The sequence below is a fragment of the Sulfurospirillum oryzae genome (assembly GCF_025770725.1).
Lineage (GTDB): Bacteria > Campylobacterota > Campylobacteria > Campylobacterales > Sulfurospirillaceae > Sulfurospirillum > Sulfurospirillum oryzae.
The window spans coordinates 775,510-787,900 of sequence record NZ_JANZKZ010000002.1; the positions used below are offsets into that span (position 1 = coordinate 775,510).

The window sequence follows — 12,391 nt, forward strand, 5'->3', positions numbered from 1 at the left end:
GCTTCGTTGGCGTTGTAAAAATAAATTATACCTTGTTCATATTAAGAAAATGATAATGGGTCTATATCTGCTTCTACATGTAAAAGTTTTACTGCATGTGCCAATTCGAGTAACGCTTTGCTTGAATCACTGCGCGCTAAGAGTTCGTAGCGGTATTTATTGGCGATTTTAGAGATGTTAGCTTTACCGTATCCCACCACTTCCACCTGTGGGAAATTTTGTGCGATGAGGGCTACTTTTTCGATCAACTCTTTAGCTTTGTCGTCTTTAACGTGAGAACTCATAAGCCTCAGCATCTTTTTAAACGGTGGATAAAGCCCTTTTCGAAACACCAACTCATCATTTAAAAACTGTTCAAAATCACTCAAATACTGCTTAAAAAAGTCACTGTTTTTACTCTGAATCAGCACCTCTCCATACCCTTTGCGCCCTGCTCGTCCTGCAATTTGTTGCACCAATGCTAAGGTTTTTTCACGCGATCTAAAATCGCTCATACCTAAAAGGGCATCGACACCAAGGATGACGGCAAGCCCCACACCATGATAGTCATGCCCTTTAGAGAGCATCTGCGTTCCCACCATAATGTCAATTTTATGCTCATTAAAGTCGCTCAAAATTTCAGAGAGTTTTTTCTCTGTTCGTACCTCATCGCGATCAAACTGTTGCACGACATGCTCGTGATAATGCTCCGTAAGTTTTTGGCTCACTTCCGCCGTTCCCATGCGTGTTGCCACGATCTCTTCGCACCCGCATTTGGGGCACACTTTGGGAATCACTTCGGTGTAATTACAATAGTGGCATTTAAGCGCGTTCATATTATGATGAATGCTCATCCCAACGCTACAAAACGGGCACTCGACGTTCGCGCCACAGCTTTTACATGTAATGTACTTAAAGTTCGCACGTGTTGGCAAAAAGACGATGACTTGCTTTTTGGCATTCAATGCTTTTTGAATCGCTTCTGTCATCTTGTAACTAAGCCCATGCTCGCCATCATCGTACATGATGTAGCTTTGAGAGTCAAAAAAAGTACCTTTGAGTCTAAAGGTTGGAATTTTGTGAAAACTCCCAAGTGTAGGCGTTGCACTGCCTAAAAGTACTTTGCATCCGAGTTTTTGACCAAAAAGAAGTGCTAGATCTTTCGCGTTGTAACGAGGACGATTTCCCGACTTATAGCTCTCATCATGCTCTTCATCCACCACAATCAAACCAAGATGCGAAAGTGGCAAGAAAAGCGCAGAGCGCGTTCCTGCGATAATGGAGACTTTACCCTCTTCAAGGTCACTAAGTATCTGCTCTTTTTTCTTCGCACTAATCTTTGAATGCCAAATGGCAACACGCGTGCCAAAATGATGCTTTAGGCGGTTTTTCATTTGAGGTGTAAGACCAATTTCAGGAAGCAAGAAGATGGCTTGCTTGCCCTCATTAATGGTTTTTTCAAAAAGCTTCATATAGATTTCAGTCTTACCACTTCCCGTGTCACCAAAAAGCAGGGATGCCTTCTGTGCCTCTATAAAATCATACGCCTTTTGCTGTTCATCTGAAAGCTTTATGTCCGTTGCAATAGATTCTTTTACATGTAAAGCATTTTGTGAGTAAGGGACAAAAAGACTTAATGCTTCACCCAAAGAGCAAACATAATACTCTGCTATAAAACGAGCAAGTTCAACTGTTTTTTGTGGGTAAAATATTTTACATGTAAGAGAGATAGACTCACATTCAAATTCAGGTTTTTCAACCGAAGCAATCACAACACCTTGCGTAGTACGTTTGGAAAGCGTAACTTCGACAATAGTACCAACCTGAAGCATTTGCTCAGACTGATAGGTTAAAGGAGAAAGAGGGGATTTTAAAAGAGCAATATGGTAGTAAAACACATTAACTAACGGGTAAGATCATTACAATTAGCATTGTTTGCAGTACAATTAAAAAGACCATTTGTGTTGGTATATGTAAAAGCAGTTGCCACACCACCCACAGTGAAAGAATATGCGTTAACACCCGTTTTTAACCAACCACCATCTCTATTTTGTGAAAAAATGGGATACTCTAAAATGTTGGAAGCATTTCCATCACTAACATTAAAAAGTCTATCACCCTCATTGCTCGCTGCTGCAATACCATCAAGATTTGTAGGGAAAAAAGTACCATTTGCTTGAACATTGCCTTCAAGCATATTTTTTGAGCGCTGTAATGCAATTCCACTACGAATAGCAGAAACGTCAGAACGTCCTTTTGTAATGTAAGCATCACCACGTGTTGCAGCAAGTCTTGGAATAGCTATAGCTGATAATATACCAAGTACAACAATAACAAAAACAAGTTCTATCATTGTAAATGCAGAAGTGTGTGTTTTCACAATGCAACCTTAAAGAGAGGAGAGTCATCCCTCCTCTTAGAATTATCGAGTAATTTTTTGCCCACCAAAAGTTTGATTACTATCAATTAATGCTTTAACATTAGGAAGATTTATAACTTCTGTACACACTGTAGAGTTTCCTTTATTCGCAACTGAACCTAAAGTACCATTTCTATCAAGTGTAACATCAAAGCATTTCGTACTATCAATATAAAATGATATGACACCATCTGTAGCATTTGCATCTGCTACGTTCGTCATACTTTTAAACTGTGCTACATCAACATTATCTGCTGTACCGGTTGAAGTATTCGTTTCGCCAGCCCAATGACCTTGAGATGTAAAATATGAACCTAAATCTGAGTACATTGTTGCAATATTTGTAGCAGATGCAGAAACTTTTGCATCATCTCTCGTTGCTGCCAATCTTGGGATAGCCACTGCTGCCAAGATACCTAAAATAACGATTACGAAGATAAGTTCGATCATCGTGAAACCTTTTTTCATTGTAACTCCTTTTGTTTTTTAGCCTATACACTTATAGACCATTGAATGTCATTCTAATACAATCTTTTTAAAGCAGGGCTTAAATCTCTTCTATCTTCTTGACAAGCGTTGTGATCTCTTGTTCTAGCATAAAGTTATCATAACATTTACCCACATACGCAAACAAAAGCTCTTTAGGGTCAATGGTACTTTTACCTTTAAACTTCTCTTTAAAATCCTCTTCAAACTGCACAGCAAATGCACCTTCTAACTTGATGTCAAAGTCTTTGCCACCAAGGCTGATGGTTATCTTACTCATCGACCGAGCACTGCTTCAATTTTACTGAGAAGATCATCGGCATTGACGTCTTTATTGATCAGGTCTTGCTCTAGCTTTGCAATTTGCACATTTTTAGCTTCTGCCATTGCTTTTGCTTTGACCACTTCTTGACGAAGGGCTTCATTTTGAGCCAAAAGGTCTTTGTATTTTTCCAAAAGTTCCGTTATCTTTTGGCTTAATGTGCTAATGTTTCTCTCTTCTTCAAACATTTAGGACTCCATTGTGGTCTGTTTGGTATAATTGTAACAAAATAATGGGAAAAGTATCAACTATGAGCGAATTTTATTTAGAAAGTCCCTATCAGCCCTCGGGCGACCAGCCACAAGCCATCGATAAACTCGTTGCCTCCATCAAAAAAGGAAGCCGTTACCAAACCCTCATTGGGGTAACAGGCAGTGGTAAAACCTATACCATGGCACAAATCATTCAACAATTGAAGATGCCTACTCTTATCATGACGCACAACAAAACGCTTGCGGCACAACTTTACAGCGAATTTAAGGGCTTTTTCCCTAAAAATCATGTGGAGTATTTTATCAGCTATTACGATTATTATCAGCCTGAGGCGTACATTCCACGCAGTGACTTATTTATTGAGAAAGACAGCTCCATCAACGAAGAATTAGAGCGTTTGCGCCTTAGTGCTACCGCATCTTTGCTTAGTTTTGATGATGTCATCTGTGTTGCTTCGGTTTCAGCCAACTACGGGTTAGGCGATCCAAGCGAATATAAAGAGATGGTGCAAGTCATTGAAAAAGGCGATACTATCAACCAAAAAAAGCTTCTTTTGCGACTTGTGGACATGGGCTACAAACGCAATGACACCTTTTTTGATCGAGGCTGTTTTAGAGTCAGTGGCGATGTTATCGACATTTATCCTGCATACAGTGAAGAAGAGGCGGTTCGTGTCGAGTTTTTTGGCGATGAAGTGGAGAGCATCAACTATTTTGAAGTCTTTCTCAACAAAAAACTGCAAAACCTGGGTAAAGTCGTCATCTATGCCGCAAACCAGTTCATCGTCGGACACGAGAGACTTCAAAAAGCCATCAAATCCATCGAGCAAGAGCTGGGTGAGCGCCTCGAATACTTCAAAAAAGAGGACAACCTGGTCGAATACCAACGCCTTAAGCAACGTGTTGAGTTTGACCTTGAGATGCTTCAAAGTACTGGAGCGTGTAAAGGTGTTGAAAACTACGCACGTTACCTCACAGGCATTGAGCCAGGTGCTACGCCCTACTCGCTATTTGACTACTTTGAGGCAATGAATAAAGAGTATCTTGTTATCGTCGATGAATCGCACGTCAGTCTTCCGCAATTCCGAGGTATGTTCGCAGGTGATCGCAGTCGTAAAGAAGTGCTTGTCGAGTACGGTTTTAGGCTTCCTAGTGCCTTGGATAACCGCCCTTTAATGTTTGATGAGTTTATCAACAAAGCACCACGCTATCTGTTTGTCAGTGCGACACCTAAAGAGTTAGAGCTAGGACTCAGCGGCGAAAACACCGCAGAGCAGATCATCCGCCCCACTGGTCTGCTTGATCCTGAGGTGGAAATTTTAAGCAGTAAAAACCAAGTGGAAACCCTTTTTGACAAGATCAAAGAAGTTACATGTAAAGATGAAAAAGTGCTAGTCACAGTACTTACAAAAAAGATGGCTGAGGAGTTGACACGCTATTACGCCGATTTAGGCATTAAGATCAAATACATGCACTCTGACATCGACGCGATTGAGCGTAACCAAATCATCCGATCTTTACGTGTCGGAGAGTTTGATGTCCTTGTGGGCATTAACCTCCTTCGTGAAGGGCTTGATCTTCCTGAGGTTTCCCTTGTCGCTATTTTGGATGCCGATAAAGAAGGCTTTTTACGTTCTGAAACGAGTCTCATTCAAACGATGGGGCGGGCTGCTCGTAATCTTAATGGTCGAGTCATTATGTTTGCCGAAAAAATTACCGATTCGATGCAAAAAGCGATAGAGACGACGCTCAGGCGGCGTGCGATTCAAGAAGCTTACAATACAGAACACGGCATCACGCCAACCAGCACCACGCGTAAAATGGATGAAAATCTTAAACTCGAAGAGCACGCTGACATCTACAACACGTATGATAAAAAAGACAAAATTCCACCGAGTGAAAAAAAGAAGATTATCGCTGAACTCACCAAAGCAATGCACGAAGCGGCAAAGATTTTGGAGTTTGAAAAAGCAGCAAAATTACGCGATCAGATCGAAAAATTAAAAAAAATGTAAAAACTCTTTACATGTAAAGGAATTTTGGAGTAAAATAGACTCGTTTTAGGAGAATACTATGCAAATAGAAAGCTTTTTAAACGCCTCTTACTTACGCATCAACAACACCTCCCTCTCTTCGGATAAAACAACAGCCTCCTCTTCGTCTCAAAAAAAAGACGAAAATACAAACGAACTGACTGCTGCTCAAAAAGCCTTAGTTGCCGAACTTCAAGCCATTGATACAAAAGTGCGTGCGCACGAAAATGCCCACATCGCCGCAGGGGGTGGCGTTATTCGCAGTGGAGCAGTTTTTTCCTATGAAAAAGCGCCCGATGAAAGGCTCTATGCCGTAGGTGGTGAAGTTGGCATCGACACGTCAGAGGGAGCAACACCCGAAGAGACTGTCACCAAAATGCAAACCGTACGAGCAGCAGCCCTCGCGCCTAGTGACCCAAGCCCTACGGATTACCAAGTCGCGTCCACCGCTTCGATGCTTCAAATGATGGCAACACTTGAGGTCGCTCGTCTAAAACAAGCCGAACTCTTAGCAAAGCCGAAGGAGAGCTATTCCTCTGCTAATAATGAAGATACAACCTCACTTTTTTCAAATTACGCCTAAAACGTTACCTTTTTATAACTTTTTTCTGATAAAATAATTGGTACTTTTTAAAAAGGATAAAACGTGCCTGATTTAACCGACTCTAGTCTGTACCTTAACCGCGAGCTTTCATGGCTCAAGTTTAACACCAGAGTCCTTGCTCAATCCATGAAAAAAGAGTTACCCCTTTTTGAGCGACTCAAGTTTTTAGCCATTTACGCCACCAACCTTGATGAATTTTACATGATTCGCGTTGCAGGTCTTAAACAACTTTTTAGTGCTGGTGTCATTGAAACAGGAGCGGATCAAAAAACGCCTTTGGATCAACTCAGAGAAATCAGAACTTACCTTGCAAGCGAAAAAGAAATTATTCAAAGTAGCTATGAAGAGATCGTCAAGGACCTTGAAAAAGAGAACCTTTTTGTAACCGACTATGATGACTTGAGCCCGGCTTTAGCAAAACTTTCAGATGACTATTTTTTCTCCAATATTTTGCCAGTGATTGTTCCCATTGCTGTGAATGCAACACATCCTTTCCCGCACCTCAACAATCTTAGTTTTTCACTCGCGGTTAAACTTCAAGACAATGAAAGCGAAGAAGAAGGCAATTACAAATACGGCATGATTCGTATTCCTCGCGTTCTTCCACGTTTTTTTCAAGCGGGGGACAACACCTACGTGCCTATCGAAACCATTGTGCGAAAACATACTGAAGAGATTTTCCCAGGGTATAAACTCATCGCTTCTGCCGCGTTTAGGGTTACAAGAAATGCCGACATGGTCATCGAAGAAGAAGAAGCAGATGATTTTATGATGATTATGGAGCAAGGGTTGAAGCTTCGTCGTAAAGGAGCTTTTGTGCGCCTTAATATCCAAGAAGGAACCGACCCAGATCTGCTCAATTTTTTAAATTCTCACATGCAGATTTTCTTTAAAGACATCTATACGTATAAAATTCCACTCAATCTTGGAGCTCTTTGGCAAATTGTGGGCAACAAAGACTTTTCGCATCTTGCCTTGCCTCCGTACAACCCAAAAACATTGCCTCCTTTTGATACCAATGAGTCTGTGTTTAAAGTCATTGACAAAGGCGACGTGTTACTCTTCCATCCGTATGAGAGTTTTGATCCTGTTTTAAGACTCATTCGAGAAGCTTCAAAAGACCCTAAAGTTGTCTCTATTCGTATGACGCTTTACCGTGTCGAGAAAAACTCACAGATCGTTCAGGCATTGATCGATGCTGCCAATGATGGTAAACAAGTTACCGCTGTCGTCGAGCTGAAAGCACGTTTTGATGAAGAAAATAACCTCCATTGGGCTAAAGCGTTAGAGCAAGCGGGTGCGCACGTGGTTTATGGTATTACAGGCTTTAAAGTCCACGCTAAAATCGCGCAGGTCATTCGTCAAGAAGAAGATGGCAAGCTTAAATTTTACATGCACTTTAGCACCGGTAACTACAATGGTGCAACGGCGCGTGTTTATACCGACACCAGCTTTTTTACATGTAAAGAAGATTTTGCGAAAGACGGCACGATGTTTTTCCACATTCTATCGGGCTTTTCAAAGCATAAAAAGCTCGACACGCTCTCGATGTCGCCGACACAGATTAAGCCTAAAATCATTAGCCTTATTAACCATGAAGCTAAAAATGGAACGGAGGGTCGCATCATCGTCAAAATGAACTCTTTAGTCGACTCTGACGTGATTCAAGCACTCTACAATGCTTCGATGCAAGGTGTTCAAATCGACATTATCGCTCGTGGTATCTGCTGTTTAAGACCAGGAGTTGAAGGGATTAGTGAGAACATTCGTGTCAAATCTATCATCGGAAAATACTTGGAACATGCGCGTATTTTCTACTTTAAAAATGGTGATCCAACCACAACATTCATCTCAAGTGCGGATTGGATGCCTCGTAACCTTGAGCGAAGGCTGGAGCTTATGACGCCTATTTTTGATAAAGCGTTACAGCAAAAGCTCTTTGAGATATTACAGCTTCAGCTCAATGACAATGTGCTCAGTTGGGAGTTAGGAAATGATGGTGAATACACCGAAATCGAGCCAACAGATGAACGTGCTATCAATAACCATACGGTCTTGGAAGACTATATGAATAAAATCTATAAAGCCCAAAAGAAAGACACCAGCTCCCACAAAGCGGAGAAACTCGCGCGTCGTCTTTTTAAAGAGAGTTAAATTTATGATTATGGAGTTTCAAGGAATATCGCCTCGCATTGCCTCTGACGTTTTTGTAGCACCCAGTGCTGACATCATCGGTGACGTGGTCATCGGTGAGGGAAGCTCCATCTGGTTTGGGTGTGTCATCAGAGGCGATGTAAACTCCATCACTATTGGAAAGAGAACCTCTATCCAAGACCTTAGCATGATTCATGTAACACACTTTAAAAAAGCTGATCGTAGTGATGGCTTTGCAACAGTCATTGGCGATAACGTCACCATAGCACACCGTGTCATGTTGCATGGTTGCACGATTGAAGATGCTTGCCTCATCGGTATGAGTGCGACGATTTTAGATGGCGCAGTTATTGGCAAAGAGTCTATCGTTGGAGCCAACTCATTGGTCACTAAAAACAAAATGTTCCCACCACGTTCACTCATTATGGGAAATCCTGCAAAAGTCGTACGTGAACTCAGTGATGAAGAGGTCGCATCGCTTTACCATTCAGCCGACAATTACGTCAAATTTAAAGCGATGTATCAGTAGGTTTAGCAGGCTTTTCTTTTTTCTTCTTTTTTTGGTTTTGCGGTTTGGTAAAATCAATCAACTGCTCTACCGTTTGAACATCTTCTGGTAATTTTTCCAACGCTTTAAAAAATACTTGAGCCGTAGCACGGGCATCACAAAGCGCTCGATGATGGTTTTCAAACCCAATCCCCAAATATTCAGTCAACGCACCAAGACCATATTTAGGTGCTTGGATGCATTTTCGCGCCAAATCAATCGTGTCAAGTCTGCGGTTTAAAAGAGGGCCAAACCCAGCTTGTTCTAACGAATAGGAAATAAAGTAGTAGTCAAAGTTCACATTGTGTGCCACAAATACCGCATCTTTAATAAAAAGTCGAAATGCTTCTAAAACAGAATTTAGAGAAGGTGCATGTTGCAGTTCTGCAAGGGTAATGCCAGTGAGTTGTTCGATGCTATCGGGTAAAATATCGGTTTTGATCAAAGAAGAAAACTGCGCCACCTCTTTACCGTTTTCAATCATCACCGCCCCAATTTCAATCATCTGATGCAATGTTGGTTTGCTACCATTGGCTTCAATATCCACAATGCAAAACTTCCCTTGCGATATAGGAGTCGTGAGTGTCTCAAGGGTAAAAGCGTAGTTGTTGTATTTGGTAATGGGAAGTCCCAAAAGTTTAAGCATAGAAAGATCTTCAACATCAACATGTTCAAGCTCTTTAAATGTGTGCATTTTGGCAAAAAATTCTTTGTGAAAAATGGGCTTTTGTGTCATCTTATAGATGTAGCTATCGAGTGCTCTCACGCTTTAGCTCTTTGTATAAATGCTCTCACTTTATCATGATCTTTAAAGCCTTTAGATTTTTCAACGCCACTGCTCACATCGACCCCATAAAAGCCTAAAGGTTTAATTTGCTCGATATTATCAGGAGTCAAACCACCTGCTAGGATGATGTTGTCTCTATCACTGTTTTCAAACCATGAAAGATCGATTCTCTGCCCTGCTCCACCAAACCCTTCCACATAGGCGTCAACGAGTCTGATTAAGCCTTCGTACTGTTCGACATCACGAGGTTCTCGCGTACGCACAACACGAACATAAGGCACTTTTAAAGCATTAAAAAATGCCTCATCCACTTCAAATTGAATCTGCGCCATATCCATCTGCGCTTCTTTACATGTAAAGCTAACTTCTTCGGGTGTAACGTCCACAAAAAGCCCAATCTTCTTTACATGTAAAGGTAGTTTTTCCGCAATTTCTTTCGCCTTTTGAGGTGTAATGTAGCGAGGGGATTTTGGATAAAAGACAAAACCAAGGGCATCAGCCCCTGCTTCTGTCGCACATAGTGCGTCTTCAAGGTTGGTAATACCGCAGATTTTAACCCACATCTGTTACACTTTTAAAGAGTCAATAGCGTTTTTATAATCATTGGATCCAAAAACATAATTGCCTGCAACGACAATATCCACACCCGCGTTGGCTAAAGCGTGAATGTTTTGATTATTCACTCCACCATCCACTTCAATCAGTGTTTTAGCATTTCGTTTTACAATCATCTCTTTTAAAATCGGTGCTTTTTCTAAAACACTTGGAATAAACTTTTGTCCGCCAAACCCAGGATTGACACTCATTAAAAGTACCATATCCAAATCTTCAAGCAAATATTCAATGCTTGAAGGTGGCGTATGCGGGTTGAGAACAATCGCTGGAGAGATACCTAAATCTCTAATTTTTTGAATCAAACGATGAGGATGTTTCTCTTCTTCAATATGAAAAGAGATGTATTTTGGGTTCAATGGGGCAAAAAGATCGACAAAAAAAGTATTGTTTTCGACCATCAAGTGAACATCAAGTGGCTTTGTAGCAGCCTTGGCAACAGCACTGACAACAACAGGTCCAATGGTAAGGTTAGGAACAAAATGCCCATCCATAACGTCCACATGCACAAGATCACATCCTGCTTCACAAATCGATACTATCTCTTCTCTTAACTTTCCAAAATCAGCAGAAAGGATACTTGGAGCAACTAACATATTTAGCCTTTATACAATCAACATAAAAAATTTATTGAAATTGTATCAAAATTTATAATATTTTCGATATAATCTCAGGCTGCGTTGAATTAAGCGTTTCTTTTGCTTGTTTAATGTAAAATTCACGAAAAATTTTAAGGATATCGATATGGCAAGAAAATGTGCTCTTACTGGAAAAGGCCCTATGGTTGGTAACAACGTAAGCCATGCGAACAACAAAACTAAAAGAAGATTCCTTCCAAACCTTAGAACTGTCCGTGTGACACTTGAAGATGGAACGACTAAGAAAATTAGAATTGCTGCTTCGACACTTCGTACAATGAAGAAAAACGGCTAAAATTTCTCCTTTCACGGGGAAATTTTATGCTAAGTTATTTTTGCTCTTACCTCATACTTTCACACTAAAATCCTAAAGGGTTTACCCATGTTTACCATTCTTCCACTTAAAAACGGACTTGATAATGTAGCTGGTTTTTTCTGCCAAGGCACTCACGCTGGCTTTAAACCCAATGGCAATAACGATGTTGCATTTATTCGCTCAAATGAGCCATGCGATATTGCAGCAGTTTTTACAACCAATGTCTTTCAAGCAGCACCCATTAAACATTTTTTACGTTACCCAAAAGGGTTTCAAACCAATTTCATTTTGATGAACGCAAAAAATGCCAATGCAATGACCGGTGAAAAAGGTATTGAAGATATTGATACACTTTTTGACAAACTCAAAGCAAAATTCCCAAGCCTGCATAACCCCATTATGAGCTCAACCGGTGTTATCGGGTACCGTCTCAACGTTGAGAAACTTTCAACGGCATTCGATAAATTTGACTTTAACGCTAAAGATTCACACGCTACTGCCTCTGCGATTATGACAACCGATAGCTTCAAAAAAGAACTTTGTTTCAAGGTGATTTTAGAAGATGGAAGCTTCTTTCATATTGCAGCCATCTGCAAAGGTGCGGGTATGATCAACCCTGCGATGGCAACAATGCTTTGCTTTATCCTTACCGATGCGAACATCCCAAAAGCCGATATGGATGAGCTTTTATTGCCAGCCATTGAGCGTTCATTTAATGCCGTCAGCGTTGATGGCGATACTTCAACCAATGACACGGTACTGCTTCTAAGTTCTAAACAAAGTGGAGCTTACCATAAAGAGGCGTTTAATGAAGCACTTCGTTTGATAACCAAAGAGCTCAGTCTGATGCTGGTACGTGATGGTGAAGGTTCAACCAAAGTCGTTGCTTTTGAAGTGAGTGGTGCCAAAACAACAGCAGAAGCAGAAAAAGCGGCGAAAGCTTTAAGCAATTCCCTTTTAGTCAAAACAGCGCTCTTTGGTGAAGATCCAAACTGGGGACGTATTGCTTCAACTATTGGAGCCAGTAGAATTACATGCAATGAGGAAAGCCTTGTTATCCACTATGACGATGTCTTAATTTACAGTAAAGATCAGCGCTCTTTAGATGCTGAAGCGGAGAAAAAAGCAGCAACTGTTATGAAAAAAGAGTCTTTTCGTATTCATTGCGAATTAGGCGTTGGAGAGGCTAGTTTCACTGCTTATGGCTGCGACTTGGGTCATAAGTATGTTGAAATAAACGCAGATTATAGGACATAGCCCTTAAATTAAGCACTTTTTGATA

At 40.9% G+C, this 12,391-nt stretch carries 14 protein-coding genes; 6 read left to right on the forward strand and 8 right to left on the reverse strand.

What is annotated here, in order from left to right; all coding sequences use genetic code 11:
- Nucleotides 1-41 precede the first annotated feature (41 nt).
- From N0B29_RS08295 to N0B29_RS08315, 5 genes are all read right to left on the reverse strand, one after another.
- A complete protein-coding gene (locus N0B29_RS08295) occupies nucleotides 42-1,877 on the reverse strand; it encodes a primosomal protein N' (RefSeq protein WP_263833236.1) in 1,836 nt (611 codons plus the stop codon).
- A gap of 5 nt (nucleotides 1,878-1,882) precedes the next feature.
- Nucleotides 1,883-2,359, reverse strand: a complete 477-nt coding sequence (locus tag N0B29_RS08300; RefSeq protein ID WP_263833237.1) for a prepilin-type N-terminal cleavage/methylation domain-containing protein — start codon at nucleotides 2,357-2,359, stop codon at nucleotides 1,883-1,885.
- Between the two features lie 42 nt (nucleotides 2,360-2,401).
- Complete coding sequence (locus N0B29_RS13030) at nucleotides 2,402-2,866, reverse strand: type II secretion system protein (RefSeq protein ID WP_318526699.1); 465 nt, start codon at nucleotides 2,864-2,866, stop codon at nucleotides 2,402-2,404.
- 79 nt (nucleotides 2,867-2,945) lie between these two features.
- Nucleotides 2,946-3,164 carry a hypothetical protein gene (locus N0B29_RS08310; RefSeq protein ID WP_263833238.1) on the reverse strand — a complete coding sequence of 73 codons (219 nt, stop codon included), beginning with the start codon at nucleotides 3,162-3,164 and terminating at the stop codon, nucleotides 2,946-2,948.
- A complete protein-coding gene (locus N0B29_RS08315) occupies nucleotides 3,161-3,394 on the reverse strand; it encodes a hypothetical protein (RefSeq protein ID WP_263833239.1) in 234 nt (77 codons plus the stop codon). The genes N0B29_RS08310 and N0B29_RS08315 overlap by 4 nt, the downstream gene beginning before the upstream one ends.
- Before the next feature lie 62 nt (nucleotides 3,395-3,456).
- On the opposite strand from N0B29_RS08315, the gene uvrB reads away from it, so the two are divergent.
- The 4 genes from uvrB to N0B29_RS08335 all read left to right on the forward strand — a co-directional run bounded on the left by uvrB (nucleotide 3,457) and on the right by N0B29_RS08335 (nucleotide 8,738).
- Nucleotides 3,457-5,433 (forward strand): excinuclease ABC subunit UvrB, encoded by a 1,977-nt coding sequence (uvrB, locus tag N0B29_RS08320; RefSeq protein ID WP_263833240.1) that lies wholly within the window; start codon nucleotides 3,457-3,459, stop codon nucleotides 5,431-5,433.
- Between the two features lie 58 nt (nucleotides 5,434-5,491).
- Nucleotides 5,492-6,034 carry a putative metalloprotease CJM1_0395 family protein gene (locus N0B29_RS08325; protein ID WP_263833241.1) on the forward strand — a complete coding sequence of 181 codons (543 nt, stop codon included), beginning with the start codon at nucleotides 5,492-5,494 and terminating at the stop codon, nucleotides 6,032-6,034.
- 63 nt (nucleotides 6,035-6,097) lie between these two features.
- Entirely contained in the window at nucleotides 6,098-8,209 is a 2,112-nt protein-coding gene (locus tag N0B29_RS08330; RefSeq protein ID WP_263833242.1) for an RNA degradosome polyphosphate kinase, read from the forward strand.
- A gap of 4 nt (nucleotides 8,210-8,213) precedes the next feature.
- Nucleotides 8,214-8,738, forward strand: a complete 525-nt coding sequence (locus tag N0B29_RS08335) for a gamma carbonic anhydrase family protein (RefSeq protein WP_263833243.1) — start codon at nucleotides 8,214-8,216, stop codon at nucleotides 8,736-8,738.
- Here N0B29_RS08335 and N0B29_RS08340 read toward each other — a convergent pair.
- The 3 genes from N0B29_RS08340 to rpe are packed head-to-tail and all read right to left on the reverse strand — an operon-like array spanning nucleotide 8,719 to nucleotide 10,751.
- The gene (locus N0B29_RS08340; protein ID WP_263833244.1) at nucleotides 8,719-9,522 is read right to left on the reverse strand and encodes a 3'-5' exonuclease; all 804 of its coding nucleotides are present in this window, start codon (nucleotides 9,520-9,522) and stop codon (nucleotides 8,719-8,721) included. The two genes, N0B29_RS08335 and N0B29_RS08340, sit on opposite strands and share 20 nt — an antisense overlap.
- Nucleotides 9,519-10,106 carry a phosphoribosylanthranilate isomerase gene (locus tag N0B29_RS08345; RefSeq protein ID WP_263833245.1) on the reverse strand — a complete coding sequence of 196 codons (588 nt, stop codon included), beginning with the start codon at nucleotides 10,104-10,106 and terminating at the stop codon, nucleotides 9,519-9,521. The genes N0B29_RS08340 and N0B29_RS08345 overlap by 4 nt, the downstream gene beginning before the upstream one ends.
- A 3-nt stretch (nucleotides 10,107-10,109) precedes the next feature.
- A complete protein-coding gene (gene rpe, locus N0B29_RS08350) occupies nucleotides 10,110-10,751 on the reverse strand; it encodes a ribulose-phosphate 3-epimerase (RefSeq protein ID WP_263833246.1) in 642 nt (213 codons plus the stop codon).
- Between the two features lie 148 nt (nucleotides 10,752-10,899).
- Here rpe and rpmB point away from each other — a divergent pair, with 148 nt between their 5' ends.
- Nucleotides 10,900-11,088 carry a 50S ribosomal protein L28 gene (gene rpmB / locus N0B29_RS08355; RefSeq protein WP_012857374.1) on the forward strand — a complete coding sequence of 63 codons (189 nt, stop codon included), beginning with the start codon at nucleotides 10,900-10,902 and terminating at the stop codon, nucleotides 11,086-11,088.
- Between the two features lie 87 nt (nucleotides 11,089-11,175).
- Nucleotides 11,176-12,366: a bifunctional glutamate N-acetyltransferase/amino-acid acetyltransferase ArgJ gene (argJ, locus tag N0B29_RS08360; protein WP_263833247.1), complete on the forward strand. Its 1,191-nt coding sequence runs from the start codon at nucleotides 11,176-11,178 to the stop codon at nucleotides 12,364-12,366.
- Nucleotides 12,367-12,391: the final 25 nt, after the last annotated feature.

Excerpts from the sequence above, each read along its gene's own strand:
- N0B29_RS13030 (WP_318526699.1), bottom strand. The coding sequence starts at position 2,866 with ATGAAAAAAGGTTTCACGATGATCGAACTTATCTTCGTAATCGTTATT.
- N0B29_RS08310 (WP_263833238.1), bottom strand. The coding sequence starts at position 3,164 with ATGAGTAAGATAACCATCAGCCTTGGTGGCAAAGACTTTGACATCAAG.
- N0B29_RS08315 (WP_263833239.1), bottom strand. The coding sequence starts at position 3,394 with ATGTTTGAAGAAGAGAGAAACATTAGCACATTAAGCCAAAAGATAACG.
- uvrB (WP_263833240.1), top strand. The coding sequence starts at position 3,457 with ATGAGCGAATTTTATTTAGAAAGTCCCTATCAGCCCTCGGGCGACCAG.
- N0B29_RS08325 (WP_263833241.1), top strand. The coding sequence starts at position 5,492 with ATGCAAATAGAAAGCTTTTTAAACGCCTCTTACTTACGCATCAACAAC.
- N0B29_RS08335 (WP_263833243.1), top strand. The coding sequence starts at position 8,214 with ATGATTATGGAGTTTCAAGGAATATCGCCTCGCATTGCCTCTGACGTT.
- N0B29_RS08345 (WP_263833245.1), bottom strand. The coding sequence starts at position 10,106 with ATGTGGGTTAAAATCTGCGGTATTACCAACCTTGAAGACGCACTATGT.
- rpe (WP_263833246.1), bottom strand. The coding sequence starts at position 10,751 with ATGTTAGTTGCTCCAAGTATCCTTTCTGCTGATTTTGGAAAGTTAAGA.
- rpmB (WP_012857374.1), top strand. The coding sequence starts at position 10,900 with ATGGCAAGAAAATGTGCTCTTACTGGAAAAGGCCCTATGGTTGGTAAC.
- argJ (WP_263833247.1), top strand. The coding sequence starts at position 11,176 with ATGTTTACCATTCTTCCACTTAAAAACGGACTTGATAATGTAGCTGGT.